The sequence below is a fragment of the Kaistia nematophila genome (assembly GCF_026343855.1).
Taxonomy (GTDB): Bacteria; Pseudomonadota; Alphaproteobacteria; order Rhizobiales; family Kaistiaceae; genus Kaistia; species Kaistia nematophila.
Map to the genome: position 1 here is coordinate 193,540 of NZ_JAPKNK010000002.1, position 21,926 is coordinate 215,465.

Genomic DNA, 21,926 nt, shown 5'->3' on the forward strand with positions numbered 1-21,926 from the left:
TGGCGTTCCCTACCGGTCGGGAACGAATGACTGCCCCAGCGCCGCCGGCGTATTGGCGCGGACCAGCGCGCGGTTGCGCGAAATGATCACCAGCACGATGACCGTGGTGAGGTAGGGCAGCGCCGACAGGAACTGCGACGGCACGCCGACGCCGAGAGCCTGGGCGTGCAATTGCAGGATGCTGACGCCGCCGAAGAGCAGAGCGCCGATCGCCACGCGTCCTGGCAGCCAGGTGCCGAACACCACGAGCGCCAGTGCGATCCAGCCGCGGCCCGCCGTCATCGCCTGCGTCCATTGCGGCGTGTAGACGAGAGAGAGATAGGCGCCGGCAAGGCCCGAGCAGGCGCCGCCGAACAGCACCGCCATGAAGCGGACGCGGATGACGCTGTAGCCGAGCGCATGCGCCGAGACGTGGCTGTCGCCAACGGCGCGCAGGATCAACCCGCCGCGCGAGCGGAACAGGAACCACGACACGGCGATGGTGATCGCGACGGCGAGATAGGTGAGCGGATCGAGCCGGAACAGGAGGCCGACGACCGGCAGGTCGCTCAAGCCGGGGATCGAGACGCGAGCGAGGCCGGCGCCGGGCACGCCAACGAAGGCGTCGCCGATCAGCCCCGAGAGGCCGAGCCCGAACAAGGTCAGCGCCAGGCCGGAGGCGACCTGATTGGCGACGAAGATCAGCGTCACGACGCCGAACAGGGCCGCCATGGCGACGCCGGCGACAATCGCGCCGACGACGCCGAGCGCGATGTTGCCGGTCGAATGCGCCACCGCGAAGCCGATGACGGCGCCCATCGCCATCATGCCCTCGACGCCGAGGTTGAGCACGCCCGAGCGCTCGGTGACCAGTTCGCCGATCGAGGCGAACAGGAGCGGCGTGGCGGCCGTGATGATGGTGAGGAGGATGCCCTCGAGCATGAGTGCGGTCATGACGACACCGTCCCTGCCTGCACCGCCGGCGTCCTGACGATCTGCAGGCGATAGAAGATGAAGCTGTCGCACGCGAGCACGAAGAAGAGCAGCATGCCCTGGAATACCCGGGTCGTCTGGTCGGACATGCCGAGCGCGATCTGCGCGCCCTCGCCGCCGAGATAGGAAAGTGCCAGCAGGAAACCGGCGAAGATCGCGCCAATCGGGTTCAGGCGTCCGAGGAAGGCGACGATGATCGCGGTGAAGCCGTAGCCGGGCGATACCGACGTGCGCAGCTGGCCGATCGGGCCGGCGACCTCGCAGATGCCGGCCAATCCCGCCAGCGCGCCCGAGATCAGGAAGGTCAGCAGCACCATCCGGTTCTGGCTGAAGCCGGCGAAGGCCCCTGCCCGCGGCGCCTGGCCGAGCACCTTGATCTGGAAACCCATCTTGGTCCAGCGCATCAGGAACCAGGCGGCGAAGGCGGCGACGAAGACAAAGATCAGGCTGATGCGGATATTGGTGCCGAACAGGGTCGGCAGCAGCTGCCCGCCATCGAACGGCCGGCTATCCGGAAAATTATGGCCTTCCGGATTGCGCCAGGGACCGCGCGCCAGCCAGTCGAGAAAGAGCTGCGCCACATAGACCAGCATCAGGCTGGTGAGGATCTCGTTGGTGCCGAAGCGGATCTTCAGGAGCGCCGGGATCGCGGCATAGGCCATGCCGCCCAGGATGCCGAGCGCGAGCATGGCCGGCAGCATGAAGGGGCCGTGCCAGTCCGGGAAGAAGATCGGCAGGAAGGAGCCGGTGATGGCGCCGACGGCGATCTGGCCTTCGGCGCCGATGTTCCAGGTGTTCGACAGGTAGCAGAGCGACAGGCCGATCGCGACGAGGATGATCGGCGTCGCCTTGGCGACCAGTTCCTCCAGCGACCACAGCTCCGTCAGCGGCTCGATGAAGAACACGTAGAGGAAGCGGCCATAGTCGACGAAGCCCTGCTGCAGCGCGCCGAAGAAGCCGCCGGTCTCCGGGTTGGACAGGTCGACCGTCGACAACCGCCAGACGATGACGATCAGCGCGCCGCCGATCAGCGTCAGCAGCAGCGCCAGCAACGGTGAAAGATAGGCCATGGCGGCGGAGCGTTCGCTGCGCCGTACCAACTCAACCCGCATGTGCTGCCCCCCGGTCGGCCGCAACCGGCTCGCCCATACCACCCATCAGCAGGCCGATTTCCTCGCGCGTCAACCCGGAGGTCGGACGCGACGGCGAAAGATGTCCCTTGGAGATCACGGCGACATGGTCGGCAATTTCAAGAACTTCATCGAGATCCTGACTGATCACCAGGATGGCGGAACCCGACCGGGCCAGGTCGATCAGCGCCTGGCGGATGATCGCCGCGGCGCCCGCGTCGACACCCCAGGTCGGCTGGCTGACGACGAGGACACCCGGCTGGCGGTCAATCTCGCGCCCGACGACGAATTTCTGCAGATTGCCGCCGGATAGCGACCCGGCTTCCGGATCCGGCGTGCCCTTGCGGACATCGAAGGCGCGGCTGACCCGGTCGGCCAGCTGGCGCGAGGCATCGGGATCGAGCACGCCGCCGCGCAGCAGATGATCGCCGGTCGAATGGCGGGTCAGGAGCACGTTGTCGGAGAGCCGCATGCGCGGCACGGCGCCATGACCGAGCCGCTCCTCCGGCACGAACGCAGCGCCGAGGCGACGCCGCGACGTGACGCCGACATCGCCGCATGGCTTGCCGTCGATCGAGATCGAGGCGGCCGTGCCGGCGGTGCGCTCGCCGGAGAGGGCGTCGAAAAGTTCGGACTGGCCGTTGCCGGCGATGCCGGCGATGCCCATCACCTCGCCCGCTTTCACCTCGAGCGAGATGCCATGCAGCGCGACCGCGAAGGGATGTGGCTGCGGCAACGACAGATTGGCTACCGAGAGGCGGGTGCGGGTGTTCTGCGGCGGCGGCAGGTCGGAGGAGAGCTTGCGCACCTCGGCGCCCACCATCATGGTCGCGAGCCTCGCGGCAGTCTCCTTCTGCGGGTCGCATTCCGACACGACCTTGCCGTGGCGCAGGATCGTCGCGTGATGGCAGATCCGCTTCACCTCTTCGAGGCGGTGGCTGATGTAGAGCACGGCGCAGCCGCGCGCCGTCAGCTTGTCGAGCGTGACGAACAGGTCGTCGGCCTCCTGCGGTGTCAGCACCGAGGTCGGCTCGTCCATGATGATCAGTTCGGGGTTCTGCAGCAGGCAGCGGACGATCTCGACCCGCTGCCGCTCGCCGACCGAGAGATCGGCCACCACCGAGGACGGGTTGAGCGGCAGGCCGTATTCGGCCGAGATCTTCTCGATCTCGCGCGCCAGCCCGGCGCGGCTCTTCCGGTCGGAGAGCGCGAGCGCGATGTTCTCGACGACGGTCAGCGCCTCGAACAGCGAAAAGTGCTGGAACACCATGCCGACGCCGAGCTTTCGCGCGGCGGAGGGGCTGGCGATGCCAACCGGCTTGCCCTTCCAGAGGATGTGCCCCTCGGTCGGCTGCAGGACGCCGTAGAGGATCTTGACCAGCGTCGACTTGCCGGCGCCGTTCTCGCCGAGAAGCGCGTGAATCTCGCCGGGGCGGATCGCCAGGTCGATGGTGTCGTTGGCCTTGAAGGCGCCGAACATCTTGGTGATGCCGACCGCGTGCAGAAGCGGCGGGCTCTCCGGCCGTTGCCGGCTCGGCGCCGCGCTGTCCGCACGTCCCAGGATGACCTCCAACTCAGTGCCCCCCCATTGCCAGCGCCGACGGCTCGGCGGGCCCAGTCGTTCCATGCGCAAGCAGCTGTCGCATGGCTTCGTCGCGTACCAGTAGATCGGCGGCGACCGAGGCCGCAATAGCCGCGGGCAGCTTCGAGTGGATCCCGGCGACGCCGATCGGGGTCACCATGCGCTGGATGTCCTCCTTCGGGAGACCGGCGCGATCGAGCTGGTGCGTGAAGCGGGCGCGCTTGGTCTCGCTGCCGATCAGGCCGACATAGGCAAAGTGGTGTCCCTTCAAGGCCCTGGCGACGATGGCGAGGTCGAGCGAATGGCTGTGCGACATCACCAGGACGAAGCTGTCGGCCGGCGCGTCGTCGAGCGCCGCCGGCGTATCCTGCGGCTGCACGCAGCGCACATTGGCGGGAACATGCTGTGGAAAGGCATCCGGCCGCGGATCGACCCAGACGACGCGGAACGGAAGCGGCGCCAGCGCCATGACGAGCGCGCGGCCGACATGGCCGGCGCCGAAGAGATAGAGGACGCGGCTGTCATCGCCGAACCCCTCCACGATGACGCCGTGATCGATATGTGCGGAACCGATCGGGACGTGCAGCCCGGCGTCGATGCTGCGGTGCAGCTTGCCGTCCGACATCTGCGAGCCGCGGGTACGGAACAGGCCGGCGGCCTCGGCCTCGGCCAGTTCCTGCACCTCCGCCCGGCGCGAGCGATCGAACACCTCCAGCGCCAGATCGACCCGTCCGCCGCAGCACTGCCCGAGCTCGGGCCCGAGCGCGACGCGCTGGGTCGCGTAGAAATGCGGGTTCGGCCGGGCCAGCGCCGCCTGCAGGTCGGCGATGACCCGCCATTCCAGCGTGCCGCCGCCGATGGTGCCGAAGAAGGTCGCGTCCGGCAGCACCACGATGCGGGCGCCCGCCTCCCGGGGGGCCGAGCCGCGCGTCTCCACGATGGTCGCCATGGCGGCCTTGCCCTGCCGATCGATCGCTTGGAGGAGACGCTGCCAGACCAACATGATGTTATCCTGCCATCATCAAGCTGCCGTCATGCCGCGAACCGCCCTCAGGATCGCTTCCGGCGTCGCCGGCGCGTCGAGCGCCGGCATGACGCCCGGTTTCAGGCTGGCGATCGCATTGGTGATCGCGCAGAAGACCGAGATGCCGAGCATCAGGGGCGGCTCGCCGACGGCCTTCGACTTGAAGATAGTGTCTTCGCGAGGTCCTTCCGACTGGAATAGTTCAACGCGGAAGTGTTCGGGAATATCCGAGGCCGCCGGAATCTTGTAGGTCGAGGGCGCGTGCGTGCGCAGGCGGCCCTGCTTGTCCCAGACCAGTTCCTCCGTCGTCAGCCAGCCCATGCCCTGCACGAAGCCGCCCTCGATCTGGCCGATGTCGATCGCCGGATTGAGCGACTTGCCGACATCATGCAGCACGTCGACCCTGTCGACCTTCATCTCGCCGGTCATCGTGTCGATGGTGACTTCCGAGCAGGATGCGCCATAGGCGAAGTAGAAGAACGGCCGGCCCTCCGCCTTGTCGCGGTTCCAGGCGATCTTCGGCGTCTTGTAGAAGCCGGCGGCCGAGAGCTGCACGCGCTCGACATAGGCGGCGTTGGCGAGCTCGGCCAGGCTCATGACATGGTTGCCGATGATCACCTGGTTGTCGCGGAACGACACCTGGTTGCGGCGAACCTGCCACTTCTCCTCGATGAAGGTGTAGAGCCGGTCCTTGATGATGTTGCAGGCGTTGAGCGCCGCCATCGCGTTCAAATCGGTGCCGGACGAGGCGGCGGTCGGCGAGGTGTTCGGCACCTTGTCGGTCCGCGTCGCCGTGATCGCCACCTTGCCCATGTCGACGCCGAATTCCTCGGCGACGACCTGCGCCACCTTGAGGAACAGGCCCTGCCCCATCTCGGTGCCGCCATGGTTCAGGTTGAGCGAACCGTCGCGGTAGAGATGCAGGAGCGCGCCAGCCTGGTTCAGCATCATCAGCGTGAACGAGATGCCGAATTTCACCGGCGTCAGCGCCAGGCCCTTCTTCAGGATCCGGCTCTCGGCGTTGAAGGCGGTGATCGCCTCGCGCCGCGCCCAGTAGTCGGAGCTCGCCTCGAGCTGCGCCACCAGCGGCTGCAGCAGATTGTCCTCGACCTTCATGCCATACGGCGTGTGATCGCGATCGCCCTGGTAGAAGTTTGCCTTGCGGATCTCGAGCGGATCCTTGCCCAAAGTATAGGCGACGTGATCCATCATCCGCTCGGCGAAGGTCATGCCCTGCGGGCCGCCGAAGCCGCGGAACGCCGTGTTCGAGACGGTGTTGGTGCGCAGCCGCCGCGTCAGCACACGGCAGCTCGGATAGAAATACGAATTGTCGGAATGGAACATCGTCCGGTCGACAACGCCCATGGAAAGATCTTCCGAATGGCCGCAGCGCGCGTTGAGCGCGACATCGACCACCTCCAGCAGCCCTTCCGGGCTGGCGCCGACGCGGTAGTCGACGCGGAAATCATGCCGCTTGCCGGTCATGATCATGTCGTCGTCGCGGTCGAGCCGCATCTTGCAGGGGCGGCCGGTCTTCCAGGCGGCCAGGGCCGCCAGCACGGCCCATTGCGAGGCCTGGCTCTCCTTGCCGCCGAAGCCGCCGCCCATCCGGCGGATCTCGACCGTCACCGCGCTCGACGGCACATGCAGTGCATGCGCCACCAGATGCTGGACCTCGCTCGGATGCTGGGTCGACGAATAGACGAACATCTCGCCCGCCTCGCCCGGCACCGCCATGGCGATCTGGCCTTCGAGATAGAAATGCTCCTGCCCGCCGATGCGGAAGCTCGCCTCCAGCTTCAGCGGCGCGGCGGCGAGCGCTCCCTCGATGTCGCCCCGGCCGAAGGAATATTCGGGCAGCACCGTGTCGACGGCATCCGCCAGATCGATGACGGGCGGCTCGGCCACGGTGGTGAACTTCGCCTTCTTCGCCGCGCGGCGAGCGATGTCGCGGGTGTTCGCCACGACGACGAACACCACCTGGCCGTAGAAGCGGACCTCGTCGACGGCCAGCGCCGGATCGTCGCCGATCAGCTTCGGACTGACGTCGTTCGCGCCCGGAATGTCATCTGCCGTCAGCACGGCGACGACACCCGGAAAGGCCCGCACCGCTTCGAGGTCGAGGCCGGTGATGCGGCCGCGCGCGATCGGCGCATAGCCGGGCGCCAGATGCAGCGTTCCGGCGGGCTCCCGGATGTCGTCGATATAAGCGGCGGAACCGGTCACATGGCGCGGCGCGCTGTCATGCGGCAACGGCTTGCGGACGACGGCGAGGTCGTCGGTGGCCGGCATGGCGGTGGCGCCCTTGTTATTCTGCAGCATGGACGATTGCCTCCCGCTGGCCGGTCAAACGGGTTCGCGAGCTCGGCGTTCCAGCCGCTTCGATCAGGGCCTTGCCGAGCAGCGCATGCGCCGTCTCGGCCCGGTAGCTGGCGCTCGCGCGATGGTCGTCGAGCGGCGTGAAATCCTCGCGCAGCGCGTCGAAAGCCTTGGCCCAGGCGGCGGTGTCGCGGATGCTGGCGCCATGCAGGGCCGTCTCCGCCCGCTTCGCCCGCTTCGGCGTCCCGGCCATGCCGCCATAGGCGATGCGGGCCTCCTGGATGCGCCCCTCGGCGTCGACGGTGAAGCGGAAGGCGCCCATGACGGCGGAAATGTCCTGGTCGAAGCGCTTCGTCACCTTGTAGCAGCGGAAGATCTGGTCCGGCCGCAGTTTCGGCACCAGCAGCCCGGTGACGAATTCGCCGGAGGCGCGGTTCTGCTTGCCGTATTCGATGTAGAAATCCTCGACCGGCATGACGCGCGGCCGGTCTCCGCGACGCAGTTCCATCGAGGCGCCGAGCGCGATCAGCGCTGGCGGCGTGTCGCCGATCGGCGAGCCATTCGCGACATTGCCGCCCACCGTGCCGCTGGCGCGCACCTGTTTCGAGCCGATGCGGCGGAAGAGCTCGCCGAGATCCGGATCGATCGCCCGCATGAAGGGCTCGACCCTGGCATAGGTGGCGGCCGCGCCGATGAGGATCTCGCGGCCGGTATCCTCGACGCCGTCAAGGCCCCGAACCCGGCCGATATGGATGATCTTCGGCAGGTCGCGCAGCTGCTTGGTGATCCAGAGACCGACATCCGTCGCGCCGGCGACGATGGTCGCGTCGGGGTGCCGGGCATAGAGCGCTGCCAGCGCGTCGATAGAGGCGGGAGCGGCGAAGAAGCGCTTGTCGTCGCCGATGAAGATGTCGCTGTCGTCGGCGATGAAGTTCAGGATACCGGCCGTATCCTCGGTCGCCTTGCGGAATTTGTCGTCGCGAGGGCTCGCGCAGACCGAAAGCGCTGCCTCGACAATCGGCCGATAGCCGGTGCAGCGGCAGAGATTGCCGGCAATGGCGTTGTTGATCTCGTCGCGGCCGACGGCCCCGTCCGTGCCCTGGTAGAGGGAGAAGATGCTCATCACGAAGCCCGGCGTGCAGAATCCGCACTGCGAGCCGTGCTTCTCGACCATCGCCGCCTGGACGGGGTGGAGTTCCGTTTCCTCGGCCAGGTCCTCGACAGCCACGACCTCCGCGCCGTCGACCATGCCGAGCAGCTGGATGCAGGCGTTGACCGGCTCATAAACCACCTTGCCGTGGCGGGCGCGGCCGATGGCGACGGTGCAGGCGCCGCAGTCGCCCTCCCCGCAACCCTCCTTGGTTCCGGTCGCGCCTTCGTTGAGGCGCAGGTGATCGAGCAGCGTCGTCATCGGATCGACATTACCGACCTCGACGATCTTGCCGCGACGGAGAAAGCGGATGGTCTGGCGCATGGTTCGGCTCAGCTACCCCGATACGTCGAATAGCCATAGGGCGAGATCAGCAACGGCACATGATAGTGCTCGCTCGCGGACGCGATACCGAAGCGGATCGGAATGACGTCGAGGAACAGACGCGACGGCAGGGCGCCGTTCGTGCCGCGAAGATAATCACCGGCGTGGAAGACGAGTTCATACTCCCCCTCCTCCAGTGCCGCGCCTTCGAGCAGAGGCCCGTCGACCCGGCCGTCGGAATTGGTCGTCACCGACTTCAGAAGCTTCGCGTCCGCGCCGAGCCGGTGCAGGTCGATCTTCAAACCCGCTGCGGGCCGGCCCGCGGCAGTATCCAGAACATGTGTGGTGAGGCGACCCATTTGCGGTCCGTTTCCAATTGCTTCTCAGGCGTCCGACCTTGGACGAAACATAGAGAGATGCCTAAGGTTTGATCAAATGGATTTTTTGATCAACTGGTGCATCTTAATGCGGCAAGGGACAGCTGCAATACCGTGACGGCAACGATCCCCCGCCATCATGCTAGAACGCCTCCAAGGTCCATGATACTGCCAGTTGGAGCGCATGGCGCTGCCGAAAAGGCAGCACCTCGGAGAAAGCGGGGCAAAGAGGATGGTCTCCGAGAGCAAGAACTCCCTCGCGCCCGCCAGTCTGGCGCGGCTGTTTCACACGCCTTCCCTGCTCTACTTCCTGACGGTGGCGGAGACGCTGTCGATGCGGGAGACGGCGCGCCGGATGAACGTGGCCTCTTCGGCCGTCGCCCGGCAGATCGGCCATCTGGAACAGACGCTGGAAATGCCGCTGTTCGTGCGCGAGGCGCGCCGGCTGCGGCTGACGCCGGCGGGTGAGATCCTGCTGCGCCACGCCAAGCAGCTGACCAGCCCGCTGGAGGCCGCCGTCTCGCAGTTGAGCCTGCTGGCCGGGCTGAAGACCGGCACGGTCCGCGTCGCCACCGTCGAGAGCGTCGGCCTGACGATCCTGCCCAGCATCATCGCCGACTTCAGCGCCCATTATCCCAACCTGCATGTGGATATCCGCATGGCGTCGGCGCAGGAGGCAATCGCCATGGTCGTCGATTCCGACGTCGACATCGGCTTCACCTTCCTGGCTGCGCAGCATCGCGGCATCGAGATCGCGGTTCGCCGCGACCTGCCGATCGGCGCCGTGATGCGGGCCGATCATCCGTTGGCGGGCGAGATGCGCCCGAGTTTCGCCACCTGCTTCGCCCACCCCTTCGCGGTGCCGCGCCAGGGACTTTCGATCCGCGAGATCCTTGAGCCTTTCCTCGATCAGGACGGCTCGCGCGGCCGCTCCTTCGTCGAGGTGAACTCGATCCGAATGCTGTTCGAACTGGCGAAGACCGGCCGCTACCTGTCGTTCATGACGCCGCTCGGCATCGAGCGCGAACTGGCGAGCGGCGAGGTCGTGTTCCGGCCGATCGCCGACAAGGGCCTGCCGCTCAACCGCTTCGGCATGGTGATCCGCAAGGGTGGCGACCTGCGCTTCGCCCCCGCCGCCTTCTTCAACCTGGCCAGCAGCCATTTCCGCGCCCGCGAGGGGCTCTATTGACCTACGGGATCAGAACGACCGAGCCGGTGGTGCGGCGGCCTTCGAGCGCACGCTGCGCCTCGGCGGCGTCCGCCAACCGGAAGGTCTGCGGCTCGGCGACGACGACCTTGCCCGACAGAATGACGTCGAAGAGATCCTTCGCCGATTCAACCAGTTCGCCGCGCTCGGCCACATAGCCGCCGAGTGACGGGCGGGTGGCGTAGAGCGAGCCCTTCTGGTTCAGGATGCCGATCGAGAACGGCGGAACGGCGCCGGACGCGTTACCGAAGGAAACCCACGTGCCGCGACGCTTGAGGCAGTCGAGCGAAGCGGGGAACGTGTCCTTGCCGACGGAGTCATAGACAACGTCGAGCTTGGCGCCGCCGGTGATCTCCAGCACGCGCTCGACGAAATTCTCCGTGCGGTAGTTGATGACGTGGTCGCAGCCGAGCCGGCGGGCGATCGCCGCCTTCTCTTCCGAGCCGACCGTGCCGATCACCCGCGCGCCGAGCGACTTTGCCCATTGCGTCGCGATCTGGCCGACGCCGCCGGCTGCGGCATGGAACAGGATCGTGTGCTCGGGGCCCACCCTGAAGGTTTCGCGCAGCAGGTAGCGCGCCGTCAGCCCCTTCAGGATCGAGGAGGCGGCGATGGTGTCGCTGATGCCATCCGGGATCGGGATCAGCCGCGCCGCCGGCGCGAGCCGGGCCTCGGCATAGGAACCCATCGGATCGGCATAGCCGACGCGGTCGCCGGCCTTGAAGTCGGTGACACCCTCGCCAACCGCCTCGACCACGCCGACGCCCTCGCTGCCGGGTACGAAGGGAAAGGCGCCGGGCGCCGGATAGAGGCCGGTGCGGAAATAGGTGTCGACGAAATTGAGGCCGATCGCCGTATGCCGCAGGCGGACCTGGCCCGGCCCCGGGGCGCCGACGTCGATCCTGTCGAAGGAGAGTACCTCGGGACCGCCATGCGAGTGGACCCGGATGGCGTGTACCGCAATCGCTTCGACCATGACCCTATTCCATTTCTGCGCGCGTCCGGCCGGACGCCATCTCGGGGATCCGGCCGGGGCCGGTTCGTGCCGGCGGATGCTATACCGGTTCGTTCGTGGTGTCCCGGACGCCGTCCTTCGCCGCGACGGGCGTGCTGCCGGGCTTGCGCGGGCGCACCTCGCCGGAGAGCCACAGGCTCATGCCGGCGGCGAGCAGCAGCGTCGCCATGCCCAGCCGGTAGCCGCCGACCTGGGCGACGAAGCCGACCATCGGCGGCCCCAGCAGGAAGCCCGAAAACGACAGCAGCGACAGCGCAGCGACGTTAACGGCCGGCGGCCCCTCGCGCGAGGCGGCCGCGGTGACGGCGAGCGGGAAGACGATCGAGACGCCGAAGCCGGTTGCGGCCGCGCCGATGATCACCATGAACGGATCGACGGCGAGCACCATCACCAGCAGGCCGGCGAGCGCCACCGCGCAGCAGACGCGCGCCATCTTCACGGCGCCATAGCGCATCGACAGCCAGTCGCCGATCAGGCGGCCGAACGCCATCAACATGCTGAAGGCGGTCAGCGCGTAACCCGTCGTCGGCGGCTTCGATCCGAACACGTCGCGCAGATAGATGGCGCTCCAGTCGATGATGCCGCCTTCGACCAGCAGCATGCCGAAAGCGAACAGGCAGAGCAGCACGATCTTCGGCGAAGGCAGCACGAAGGCCGGGGTCTTCGCCCTGGGCGAGGCGTCCTCGGCGGTGTGGATCGGCGGCAGGCGCGAGGCGAGCGCCTCGCCGATCACGAACACCGAGATCACCACTACGATCATGTGGATGCCGGGCGACAGGCCATAGGTCGCGGCGAGCGATCCGGTAACACTGCCGCCCATCAGGCCGAAGCTCCAGAAGGCATGGCAGCGCGACATCACCGTGCGGCCGATCGCGCGGCCGATCCGGTCGGCGGTCACGTTGAGGGCGACCTCGAGCGGCCCCATGCCGAGGCCGACGAGCACCAGCGCCAAGAACAGCAGCGTCGGCGAGGTCGCGAAGCCGGGAAGCAGCAGCGGTCCGAGCAGCAGCGGGAAACCGATCTTGATCGCGCGGCGCGGCCCGAGCCACTCCACCACTGCGCCGGAAAACGCCATCGAGGTGACGAGGCCGATCGGCACGCCGAGCAGGCAGATCGCCAGCGTCGCCGGCTCCAGGCCCAGCTTGTGCTGGACGTCCGGAATGCGGATCAGCCAGTTCGACATGGAGCTGGAATAAAAGAAGAACAGCGCCATGATGAGGCGCGCGGACGCGAAGGAAAGGCCCATTTCGGACTCTGTCGTTGTTGGGTTGCGGACGCGGCCGAAGCCGCGTGGATGGATTGGCGCCATCCGGGCAAAAACGCCCGCCAGAAGGGGGAAATTCCTTGTACAGGCGCCCCCTGGCCCGTGCAACCGATTCTAGAACCGATTCAATCTGCCGGATCCCGTCAAAACGAGAGATCCGGCCTCCGGTTCGCGCTCTGGTTCATGCCTTCTTACGGTTGCGCTGCGCGACCACGTTCAGCACTTCCACGACCGTCGAGAACGCCATCGCCGCGTAGAGGTAGCTGCGCGGGATATGGAAGCCGATGCCGTCGGCGATCAGCGCCGCGCCGATCATCAGCAGGAAGGCCAGCGCCAGCATCTTGGTGGTCGGGTGGTGCTCGATGAAGTGCGAGATCGGGCCGGAGGCGATGTACATGATGATCATCGCCACGATGACGGCGGCGATCATGATCTCGAGATGCTCGGCCATGCCGATCGCGGTGATGATCGAATCAACCGAGAAGACGATGTCGATGACGATGATCTGGGCGACGATCGCGGCAAAGCCGGCCTTCAGCGCCCCGCCCGCCCCTTCGTCGTGACCTTCGACGCCCTTATGGATCTCGTGCGTCGCCTTGTAGACGAGGAACAGGCCGCCCGCGAGCAGGATCAGGTCGCGCCAGGAGAACGGGTGCTCGAACAGGGTGAAGACCGGCGTCGTCAGGCCGATCAGGTAGGAAAGCACCATCAGCAGCAGGACGCGGAACACCAGCGCCAGCGACAGGCCGATCTGGCGCGCCCGCTTCGCCTGTTCGGCCGGGAGCCGCGAGACGAGCACCGAGATGAACACAACATTGTCGATGCCGAGCACGATCTCCATGACGGAGAGCGTCAGGAAGCTGATCCATGCCGCCGGCTGAAACAGAAGGTCGACGTTCATCGGCGGGTTCGCTCCTCAGCTTCGGCGAGGCAGGCGGAAACGGGTCGCCTGGAGAACCGCGCCGATGATGGTCAGATAGACGGTGGTCAGCCCGAGGCCGGCCAGAACCAGTTGATTCGGCTTCAGTTCGGCCAGGACGGAAAGCAGCGAGAAGATCGACCAGGCGAGCGTCACCGTCAGCGTCAGCGGACGCAGCCGCTTGACCCGCACCGGATGCACGAACTCGACCGGCGAGAAAGTGAGCACCGCGAGCGCGACGATGACGATGACAGAGAACACCGGCGGCGGCGCGAACACCATCAGCACGAAGACGACCATGTTCCAGACCGCCGGGAACCCACGAAACCCGTATTCGCGCGTCTTCATCCGGGTGTCGGCGAAATAGAGCGCGCCGATGACCGCCACAAGGATGCCGGCCGGCGCCGCCAGCATCGGCGGCATGAGGTCCGAGCGGGCCAGGATCAGCGCGGGAATGAAGACATAGGTCGTGTAGTCGATCACCATGTCGAGGATGGCGCCGTCGAACCAGGGCACGCGTTCGCCGACGCGGAAGCCGCGCGCCAGGGGGCCATCGACGCCGTCGACGAAGAGGGCCGCGCCGAGCCAGAGGAAGGTCTCCACCCACGCGCCGCGCGCCACGGCGAGCGCTGCAAGCAGCGCGAAGGCGGCGCCGCTCGCCGTAAGCAGATGAACGGCCCAGGTCTTCGTCGTTGGCATAAGGATCCCCAGCTGCACTGGCCGCCGGCGAAGGTTGCGCGGCCGCATCCAGCGCCTTTGGCAGCTTTTACTGTCGATACGTGCTCCAACGCTGGCTGGCAATAGCCACTGCGGCGTCATGACCTGCGACATCTGACAGGATTGCCCGCCTCCTATCCCTCACCCACCATGACGGTATTGCAGGAGTACCGCATGATCGGCTTTTCGCCCATATCCGCCATAATCGGAGGCGCCTTGATCGGCGCGGCCGCCGGCCTGCTATGGATCGTCAATGGCCGTATTGCCGGCATCTCGTCGATTTTCGGCTCGGCGCTGTCGCGCCGGCTCGAAGACCTGCCCTGGCGGCTGCTGTTCCTCGCCGGCTTGCCCATCGGAGCCGCCATCGGGCTTGCAGTCGCGCCGCGCCTGATTCCCGATGCGTCGGCCGCCATGCCCGCCCTCAATCTCGATCCGCTCGGCCTGGCGGCGTCGGGCCTACTGGTCGGCGTCGGCACGGCTTTGGCGCGTGGCTGCACTTCGGGCCACGGCGTTTGCGGGCTGGCGCGGCTGTCGGTCCGCTCGATGGTCGCCGTCCTCGCCTTCATGGCGGCGGCGATCGTCACCGTCTTCATCGTGAGGCATGGCCTGTGACCATGCGCCCGGCCCTCTTCCGCCTCGGCGCGCTCGCGTCCGGCCTCTTGTTCGGCCTTGGCTTGGCGATTTCGGGCATGATCGATCCGTCCAAGGTGAAGGCGTTCCTCGACATCGCCGCGATCCGGACCGGGGGCTGGGACCCGAGCCTCGCCTTCGTGATGGCCTCGGCGGTACTGGTCAGCATGGCGGCGCTCAGGATCGCCCACCGCCATCGTCACCCGATCGCCGCCGCGACGTTCGCGACGCCGAGCGCCCGTCGTGTCGACGCGCCGCTGGTGCTCGGATCGATCCTGTTCGGCATCGGCTGGGGCCTGTCCGGCTTGTGCCCCGGCCCCGCCATCGCCAATATCGCCTTCGCGTTGCCCGACATCCTGATCTTCCTTGCCGCCATGGCGGTCGGGTCGCTGGCGGTTCGGCTGATCCGCGGGCGCCGCAATCCGGATGATGAAAAGACACAGGCCCAGCCATGACCGATGATCTCAGCGACGTAGCCGTAGTCGGCGGCGGCCCGGCCGGCCTCGTCGCCGCGCTGTTGGCGCGCAGCCATGGCGTTTCCCTGACCCTGGTCGCGCCGAAGACGCCACCTCGCGACGAGCGCACGGTGGCGATGCTCGGCGCCTCGGTCGACATCCTGAAGCAGACCGGCATCTGGCCGGCGGTCGAATCGAAGGCTGCGCCTCTGCGCACCATGCGGATCGTCGATGCGACGCGCCGGCTGATCCGCGCGCCGCTGGTCGAATTCCACGCCTATGAGGTCGAGCGCGAGGCGTTCGGCTACAACATCCCGAACGCCGTGCTGATCGCCGCCCTCGATGAGGCGATTGACCAGGTCGGCATCGAGCGCGTGACCGGGTTCGCATCCGAGATCCAGCCGGAGGACGACGCGGTCACCGTGGTGACGGCCGATGGCGCCCGGATCCGCAGCAAGCTGCTCGGCGCCGCCGATGGCCGCCGCTCCAAGGCGCGCGACGCAGCCGGCCTCACCGTACGCAGCTGGTCCTATCCGCAGGCGGCCCTGGTCGTGAACATCGCCCACAGCCGGCCGCATGACGACGTCTCGACCGAGTTCCATACCGAGACCGGCCCCTTCACCATCGTCCCGATGCCCGGCCTGCATTCCGCCATCGTCTGCGTCGAGAGCCCGACCGAGGCCGAGCGGCTGTCGAAGCTTGACGACGAGGCGCTCGCGGCCGAATTCGAGCGGCGCTCGCGCTCGATCGTGGGCAAGATCACCATCGTCGGCAGCCGGCAGGTATTCCCGCTATCCGGCCAGACCGCCCGTCATTTCGCGGCGCGACGCATCGCGCTGATCGGCGAGGCCGCGCACGTCTTCCCGCCGATCGGCGCCCAGGGGCTCAATCTCGGCCTGCGCGACGCGGCCGCCTTCGCCGCCGCGGTGGGGGACCATCGCGACGATCCCGGAAGCGCCGACGCGCTCGCCGCCTATGACAAGGCCCGTACTGGCGACATCCTGTCGAGGACGACGGCGGTCGATGCGCTGAACCGCACGCTCCTGACCGATTTCCTGCCCGTGCAGGCCATGCGCGGCATCGGGCTCTACGCCATCGACCGGCTGCCGAAGCTGAAGCGCCTCGTGATGCGCCAGGGGCTGACGCCGCATCTGTGAGGCGGCGGCGCGACTTCGCTCAGCCGCCTAAATCGTTGCGGGAGGTTGACGTGGCCGGAACATCGTGGCTTCTGGCCAGCCCGAGACAATTGGATAGGCCATGGTTCAGCCGCGTACAGCCAAATTCCAGATCGGACAGATCGTCCGCCATCGTACCTTTCCGTTCCGGGGCGTGATTTTCGACGTCGATCCGGTCTTTTCCAACACCGAGGAATGGTGGGATGCCATCCCCGCCGACGCCAGGCCGTCGCGCGATCAGCCCTTCTATCACCTGCTCGCCGAGAACGCGGAAACCGAGTACGTCGCCTATGTCTCGGAGCAGAACCTGCTGATCGACAATTCGGACGAGCCGCTGCGCCATCCGCAGATCCCGGACTATTTTTCCGAGCGCCGCGGCGACGTGTATCTCACACGGAATGGCGGCCTGAACTAGCGTTCACGGCCCGCAGACGATCACCTGCACCCCTGCCCGCTCCAGCGCCTCCGCCAGCTCCGGCGGCGGCTCGCCGTCCGTGACAAGGCACTGGATGTCATCGAGCGGCGCGATGTTGGCGAAGGCCGTGATGCCGAACTTGCTGCGGTCGGCGACGACGATGGTGCGCGACGCCACGCCGATCATGCCGGCCGTATGCGCCGCCTCGTCGAGCTTGGTCATCGAGATGCCGGACGCCGACACGCCGGAGCAGCCGATCACGGCCGTATCGGCATGGATGCCGGCCACCGCCGCGAAGCCGATGGCACCGATCGTCACCTGGTAGTTCGGCCAGTACGACCCGCCCAGGATATGGATCGACTGGATGCTGCCCTCCGGCACGACGGCCGGCAGGCGCAGATTGTTGGTGACGATGGTGAGGCTGCGCCGCGCCCCGAGCGCGGCGGCGAAGAAGCAGATCGTCGAGCCGCCATTCAGGATCAGCGTTTCGTCGTCGCGGATGAGGGATGAGGCCGCCTGACCGATCCGGCGCTTGGCCTCGACATGCTCATCCATGCGCAGGCCCATGGTCGTGTCGACACGGACGAGGCGATCCTTCGTCACCGCGCCGCCATGGGTGCGCACCAGCAGCCCGCGCCGTTCCAGAAGATCGAGGTCACGGCGCACGGTATCGCGGGAGACTTCGAGCAGCGCCACGAGCTCCGCCGCCGTCGCCTGGCCGCGATCCTGCAGATATTGAAGCAGCCGGCTATGGCGCAGCGCCGGCAGCGCGCCGCCGCTGGCGTCGGGTTCGATCGTGACGGGCGGGTGGCTGTCGTCCTGGCTCATGGCGTCCCTTGTCTCAAGGCGATCCTTGGAGCATGAGGCTGGCGGCGCCGACAAGCCCCGCGTTGCGGCCAAGCGCTGCCGCCACCACCGGGACGTCGCGAAACGCCGACATCGCCCGCTCGCGGATCGTGCCCTCGATGCGAGCCTGCATCATCGGCAGCAGGCTGCCGACGCCGCCGCCGAGGATCAATCGTTCGGGCGAATAGAGATGCAGCAGGTTGGTCAGGCCGACGCCGAGCCAGCGCGCCTCGTCGTCCAGCAGCTTCAGTGCCGGGCCGTCACCCTGGCGGGCGGCCTCGGCGACGTGCCTGCCGGTCACCGGTTCGCTTCCCGCCAGCCGGCCGATTTCCGGCGCGCCGCCCGATTCCACCAGCTTGCTCGCCTCCCGCGCCAGCGCCGTGCCCGAGGCAAACGCCTCCCAGCAGCCGAGACCACCGCAGGAGCAGCGCACCGGCTGCTCGGAGACCGCCATATGGCCGATCTCGCCGGCAAGGCCGCGACGGCCATGCAGGAGATGTCCGTCGACGATGACGCCGCCGCCGACGCCGGTCGAGACGGTAATGAACACCATCGACTGCGTGCCCTGCCCGGCGCCGAAGCGCCATTCGCCGAGCGCCGCCGCATTGGCGTCGTTCTCCAGCTGGACGGCGAGACCCAGACGCTCCGAAAGAATCGAGGTCAGCGGCACGTTGCGCCAGCCGAGCAGCGTCGGTGCATCGACGACGATGCCGGCGTCGGGATCGAGTGGTCCCGGTGCGCCGACGCCGAGGCCGACGATCTCCGCCGCCGGCGCTTCGCTCCGCACCCGATCGAGCAACGCCACCATCTGGGCGATCACCGCATCCGGCCCGCCCTGCGCGTCGGTCGGCGTCGCGGCGAAGGCGGCGACATGGCCGTTCGCCTCGACGACGGCGGCGCGCAATTCCGTGCCGCCGAGATCGATGGCAAGCGCCGCGCGCGTCATGCCGCCGCGCCCGGACCGGGAAGCGCGTGCAGCCAGGCCATGCGGGCGGCGAGGTCGGGATCGCCGAAGGCGAGCGAGCCCAGCACGACCGTCTCGGCGCTGGCGGCGCGCAGGCGCGGCACGGTGTTTTCGCGGATGCCGCCATCGGCGGCGAGGCGGACGGAATCCTCGAGGCCCGCTTCCTGCAGCATGGCGCGTACCGCCTCGAGGCGCGGGCAGGCTTCGTCGGAAAGCCCCTGCCCCTTCACGCCGATCGCGGTGCCGAGCAGCGTCACGAAGGCGAGCTTCGAAAGCCACGGCTTGACCGTTTCGACCGGCGTCTCGATGCGCAGCACCATGCCGGCCTCGACGCCGAGCTCGGCGATCAGCGCCAGCGCTTCCTCGGCGACGGCGGCATTCTCGACATGGATCGAGATCAGATCGGCGCCGGCCTCGGCGAACTGGCGGATCTGCGACAGCAGCACGTCGTCCGACGTCATCAGATGCACATGCAGCGGCCGGCTGGTGTGGCCACGAATGCGGGCCACGAGATCAGGGAAGAAGAGCAGCGCCGGGGCGAAATGACCGTCGGCGACGTCGATGTGATAGAGGTCGACATGCGCATCGATGCGGCGGACGTCCCGCTCCATGTTGCAGAGATCGGCCGACCACAACGAGAATTCGCCGAGCAGGCGGTTGCGCGGCAGGGCCTGGAGCCAGCCGGCGGCGGGCTTGTTGGAGGCGGTCATGCGGTCTTCTCCCGGAGAGGTTCTATCGTGCGCAGGAAGCTTTCCAGCTCACTGCGGAATTCGGAGACATGGCGGGGCTTGTCGGTCGCCTTCGGCGCGATCTCGGCAAGGCGGGCGGCCGGTATAGTTTCGGCCAGGCGCTTGGCAAAAGCGAGCGGATGGACGGTATCGACTTCGTGGCCGATCACCAGCGTCGGCAGGTCGAGCTCCCTCGCCTCCGCCTCGGTGACGCCGGGCCCGTCGAGCGCGATGCCACCGAGCAGGTCGGCGGTGACGGCCGGATCGGGCCGATCGAAGAACTTCAGCAGCGAGGCGAGATTGTCCGGCGCGTCGACGGCAAGTTGCTGCGCCAGCGGCGAGGCGGCGAAGGCCGTCTTGGCCTGTTCCGGCGGAGCGCGGCGCAGATGCTCCGCCACCAGCGCATAGGGGCGCATGTTTTCCGGCGTCGCATCGAACAGCCAGGCGGGGCGGGCCAGCACAAGGCCGGCGACGCGGTCGGGGTTCCGATGGGCGATGTGCAGCGCGATCGCGGCCCCCATCGATATGCCGCCCATGACGAAGCGATCGATGCCGCGGGCGTCGCAGACGGCGAGAATGTCGGCGGCGAACATGGCGATCGAGAACGGCCGGATGCTGCCGGGCTGCGACTGTCCCTGCGCGCGGCATTCGACCGTCAGCCGGCGATATGCCGGGCCATCGGGAAAATTCTCCACGACCTGGCCGTTGTCGCCGCCGAGTCCGTGCTGGAACACCACCGGCAGGCCGATGCCGCTATCGAAGACGCTAAGTTCTGCGTCGTCGCGCCGGAAGCTCGAGCGGGTCATGGCCGCAGCAGGCCCGCGAGATAGCGGGCGACGCCGGGCGCCTCCTCGGCCGAAAGGCCGTGCGTCACGACGGAACCGTCGAAGCCGACCGCTTCGAGCCGCGCCAGGAAATCGGGAAAATCGACGACGCCGGTTCCGGCAGTGGCGAAACTGCCATCGGGATTGCGGTCCTTGGCGTGCGCCATGGCGATCCGCCCGGCCAGCAACGCCACGGCGTCGGAAACGATCGTCCGGGCCGTGTCGCGATCGGCGACCTCGAACAGATTGGCCGGATCGAGCACGAAGCGGATCCGTGTCGAGCCGATCGCCTCGACCAACCGGATGCCGTCCGCGGCCGAGGTCACAACATTCGCCTGCTCCGGCTCGATGCCGAGATCGACGCCGGCGGCTTCCGCCAGCGCCACCGCCTTGGCCATCTCGGCCAGGAGATCGGCCCAGGCCTCCGGCGTCGCGTTGTCCGGGTGAAGCGCCCACTGGTCGTCGGGATCGCGCGTGCCGGTGCAGAGCGTCACCAGCGGGATGCCGAGTTCCCTCGCCGCATCGAGCAGGACGCCGAGCCGGCGCAGCCCCGTCTCGCGAACGGCGATGTCCGGGTGGATCATGTTGTAGGTGCCGGAGAGCGCGACCAGCTCGACGCCGGTCGCGGCGACGGCATCGCGGATCGCGGCGATCGTCTCGGCCGGGATCTGGTCCGGCATCGCCGGCAATCCGGCGCAGGCCATGTTGAACTGCGCGGAGTCGTAGCCGGCCTCCCTGACGGCGGCCAGCACGGTTAACGGGTCGTTACCGGAAAATGTCTTCGCGAAGATGCCGAGGCGCATCAGACCGCCCCCTGCATGTCGGCGACGCGGACCGCCCTGCCGGTCCGGGCCGACTCGGCGATCGCCGCCATGGCGCGAACGGAGGCGAGGCCATCATCGATGTTGGCGCCGCGCTGCGGAACGCCGTTCAGGATGGTGTCGGCGAAGCCTTCGAGCTGCCGGCGGAAGAAATGTCCATCGGCGCCGAGCGGACGATGATAGGTCGCGTCCTTCTCCGAGAAGATCTCGACATCGCTCGATTTGAAATACCAGGGATTGTAGGTCTTGGCGACGATGCTGCCGTTTTCGCCATAGAGCTGGAAGCCCTCGAACCAGTCCATGCGGACGGCGACGGTCAGGTCGAGATGGCCGAGCACGCCATTGGCGAAGCCGGTCTCGACGAACCAGCTATAGGCGCCGAAACGCTCGAGCAAGCGCGCCCGGACCTCGGTGATCTCGCCGCACAGGAAGCGCGCGGTATCCACCAGATGGCTGCCATGCGCGAGCATGAAGTAGCGGCGAAGATCCGCCTTCGGGTTCTCGCTCGGCTTTTTCGCCAGCTTGCTGGTGATCGGCAGCGGCTGGACGGCGTCGGTCATCGTGTAGCGATGCGTGCTGTCGCAATACCAAGCCTTGAGCGACAACTGCTGGCCCATCTCGGTCTTGATGAACGCCTCCGCCGCCTCGAGGCCCGGATCGAAGCGCTTCATGTGGCCGACCTGCAGCGTCAGCCCGGTGCGGTCGACGACCTTCTTCATGGCCTCGACTTCCTCGACGTTGACGCCGAGCGGCTTCTCGCAAAGCACATGCTTGCCGGCTTCCAGCGCCCGGATCGCCATCGGCACATGGAAGCTGTCGGAGATCGCGACGACGACGGCCTCGACCTCGGGATCGGCCAGCATGGCGTCGTAGTCGGCATAGGCCTTGAACGGCTCATAGGTCGCCGCCATCCGCGCCAGCAGGTCCGGCGCCGCGTCGCAGATCGCGTAGAGATCGGCGTTGCGGGCCTTCACCGAGGATTCGAGATGCGCGAACTGAGCGATCGGGCCACAGCCAAGCACGCCAACCCGCAGCCTGCGCGCTTCCTTCTTCAGCATGGAATATCCT

At 67.5% G+C, this 21,926-nt stretch carries 22 protein-coding genes; 5 read left to right on the forward strand and 17 right to left on the reverse strand.

What is annotated here, in order from left to right:
- Positions 1-9: 9 nt before the first annotated feature.
- The 7 genes from OSH07_RS05195 to uraH all read right to left on the reverse strand — a co-directional run bounded on the left by OSH07_RS05195 (position 10) and on the right by uraH (position 8,860).
- Positions 10-921, reverse strand: coding sequence for an ABC transporter permease (locus OSH07_RS05195; protein ID WP_266338173.1), 912 nt, complete (start codon positions 919-921; stop codon positions 10-12).
- A gap of 8 nt (positions 922-929) precedes the next feature.
- The gene (locus OSH07_RS05200; protein ID WP_266337556.1) at positions 930-2,084 is read right to left on the reverse strand and encodes an ABC transporter permease; all 1,155 of its coding nucleotides are present in this window, start codon (positions 2,082-2,084) and stop codon (positions 930-932) included.
- Positions 2,074-3,582 (reverse strand): ABC transporter ATP-binding protein, encoded by a 1,509-nt coding sequence (locus tag OSH07_RS05205; RefSeq protein WP_266338174.1) that lies wholly within the window; start codon positions 3,580-3,582, stop codon positions 2,074-2,076. Before OSH07_RS05205 ends, OSH07_RS05200 begins: the two co-directional genes overlap by 11 nt.
- Before the next feature lie 94 nt (positions 3,583-3,676).
- Positions 3,677-4,687, reverse strand: a complete 1,011-nt coding sequence (xdhC, locus tag OSH07_RS05210) for a xanthine dehydrogenase accessory protein XdhC (RefSeq protein WP_266337557.1) — start codon at positions 4,685-4,687, stop codon at positions 3,677-3,679.
- Between the two features lie 18 nt (positions 4,688-4,705).
- Positions 4,706-7,030 (reverse strand): xanthine dehydrogenase molybdopterin binding subunit, encoded by a 2,325-nt coding sequence (xdhB, locus tag OSH07_RS05215; protein WP_420909600.1) that lies wholly within the window; start codon positions 7,028-7,030, stop codon positions 4,706-4,708.
- The gene (gene xdhA, locus OSH07_RS05220; protein ID WP_266337558.1) at positions 7,017-8,501 is read right to left on the reverse strand and encodes a xanthine dehydrogenase small subunit; all 1,485 of its coding nucleotides are present in this window, start codon (positions 8,499-8,501) and stop codon (positions 7,017-7,019) included. The genes xdhB and xdhA overlap by 14 nt, the downstream gene beginning before the upstream one ends.
- An 8-nt stretch (positions 8,502-8,509) precedes the next feature.
- Entirely contained in the window at positions 8,510-8,860 is a 351-nt protein-coding gene (gene uraH / locus OSH07_RS05225) for a hydroxyisourate hydrolase (protein ID WP_266337559.1), read from the reverse strand.
- Positions 8,861-9,110: 250 nt separating this feature from the next.
- Here uraH and OSH07_RS05230 point away from each other — a divergent pair, with 250 nt between their 5' ends.
- Positions 9,111-10,067, forward strand: a complete 957-nt coding sequence (locus OSH07_RS05230) for a LysR family transcriptional regulator (protein ID WP_266337560.1) — start codon at positions 9,111-9,113, stop codon at positions 10,065-10,067.
- Position 10,068: 1 nt separating this feature from the next.
- Here OSH07_RS05230 and OSH07_RS05235 read toward each other — a convergent pair whose 3' ends face one another.
- The 4 genes from OSH07_RS05235 to OSH07_RS05250 form a co-directional block, all read right to left on the reverse strand.
- Positions 10,069-11,061 (reverse strand): quinone oxidoreductase family protein, encoded by a 993-nt coding sequence (locus OSH07_RS05235; protein WP_266337561.1) that lies wholly within the window; start codon positions 11,059-11,061, stop codon positions 10,069-10,071.
- A 79-nt stretch (positions 11,062-11,140) separates the two neighbouring features.
- Positions 11,141-12,346, reverse strand: a complete 1,206-nt coding sequence (locus tag OSH07_RS05240; protein WP_266337562.1) for an MFS transporter — start codon at positions 12,344-12,346, stop codon at positions 11,141-11,143.
- 199 nt (positions 12,347-12,545) lie between these two features.
- Positions 12,546-13,265, reverse strand: a complete 720-nt coding sequence (locus OSH07_RS05245; RefSeq protein WP_266337563.1) for a TerC family protein — start codon at positions 13,263-13,265, stop codon at positions 12,546-12,548.
- 15 nt (positions 13,266-13,280) lie between these two features.
- On the reverse strand, positions 13,281-13,982 hold the full coding sequence (locus tag OSH07_RS05250) for a CDP-alcohol phosphatidyltransferase family protein (protein ID WP_266337564.1): 702 nt from the start codon (positions 13,980-13,982) through the stop codon (positions 13,281-13,283).
- 192 nt (positions 13,983-14,174) lie between these two features.
- Between OSH07_RS05250 and OSH07_RS05255 the strand changes: the two genes are divergently transcribed.
- The 4 genes from OSH07_RS05255 to hspQ all read left to right on the forward strand — a co-directional run bounded on the left by OSH07_RS05255 (position 14,175) and on the right by hspQ (position 16,675).
- Positions 14,175-14,612 (forward strand): YeeE/YedE family protein, encoded by a 438-nt coding sequence (locus OSH07_RS05255; RefSeq protein ID WP_266337565.1) that lies wholly within the window; start codon positions 14,175-14,177, stop codon positions 14,610-14,612.
- Positions 14,613-14,614: 2 nt separating this feature from the next.
- Positions 14,615-15,085: a YeeE/YedE family protein gene (locus OSH07_RS05260; RefSeq protein WP_266338176.1), complete on the forward strand. Its 471-nt coding sequence runs from the start codon at positions 14,615-14,617 to the stop codon at positions 15,083-15,085.
- Positions 15,082-16,242 carry a UbiH/UbiF family hydroxylase gene (locus OSH07_RS05265; RefSeq protein WP_266337566.1) on the forward strand — a complete coding sequence of 387 codons (1,161 nt, stop codon included), beginning with the start codon at positions 15,082-15,084 and terminating at the stop codon, positions 16,240-16,242. Before OSH07_RS05260 ends, OSH07_RS05265 begins: the two co-directional genes overlap by 4 nt.
- Before the next feature lie 100 nt (positions 16,243-16,342).
- On the forward strand, positions 16,343-16,675 hold the full coding sequence (gene hspQ, locus OSH07_RS05270; protein ID WP_266337567.1) for a heat shock protein HspQ: 333 nt from the start codon (positions 16,343-16,345) through the stop codon (positions 16,673-16,675).
- Between the two features lie 3 nt (positions 16,676-16,678).
- On the opposite strand, the gene OSH07_RS05275 is transcribed toward hspQ, so the two are convergent.
- Genes OSH07_RS05275 through OSH07_RS05300 form a run of 6 tightly spaced genes read right to left on the reverse strand, consistent with a single transcriptional unit; the run spans position 16,679 to position 21,916 of the window.
- Positions 16,679-17,503, reverse strand: coding sequence for a DeoR/GlpR family DNA-binding transcription regulator (locus OSH07_RS05275; RefSeq protein WP_266337568.1), 825 nt, complete (start codon positions 17,501-17,503; stop codon positions 16,679-16,681).
- 13 nt (positions 17,504-17,516) lie between these two features.
- Positions 17,517-18,467, reverse strand: coding sequence for an ROK family protein (locus OSH07_RS05280; RefSeq protein ID WP_266337569.1), 951 nt, complete (start codon positions 18,465-18,467; stop codon positions 17,517-17,519).
- Complete coding sequence (locus OSH07_RS05285; protein WP_266337570.1) at positions 18,464-19,195, reverse strand: ribulose-phosphate 3-epimerase; 732 nt, start codon at positions 19,193-19,195, stop codon at positions 18,464-18,466. The genes OSH07_RS05280 and OSH07_RS05285 overlap by 4 nt, the downstream gene beginning before the upstream one ends.
- Positions 19,192-20,019 (reverse strand): alpha/beta fold hydrolase, encoded by an 828-nt coding sequence (locus OSH07_RS05290; RefSeq protein WP_266337571.1) that lies wholly within the window; start codon positions 20,017-20,019, stop codon positions 19,192-19,194. The genes OSH07_RS05285 and OSH07_RS05290 overlap by 4 nt, the downstream gene beginning before the upstream one ends.
- Complete coding sequence (locus OSH07_RS05295) at positions 20,016-20,840, reverse strand: sugar phosphate isomerase/epimerase family protein (RefSeq protein WP_266337572.1); 825 nt, start codon at positions 20,838-20,840, stop codon at positions 20,016-20,018. Before OSH07_RS05295 ends, OSH07_RS05290 begins: the two co-directional genes overlap by 4 nt.
- A complete protein-coding gene (locus tag OSH07_RS05300; protein WP_266337573.1) occupies positions 20,840-21,916 on the reverse strand; it encodes a Gfo/Idh/MocA family protein in 1,077 nt (358 codons plus the stop codon). The genes OSH07_RS05295 and OSH07_RS05300 overlap by 1 nt, the downstream gene beginning before the upstream one ends.
- Positions 21,917-21,926 lie beyond the last annotated feature (10 nt).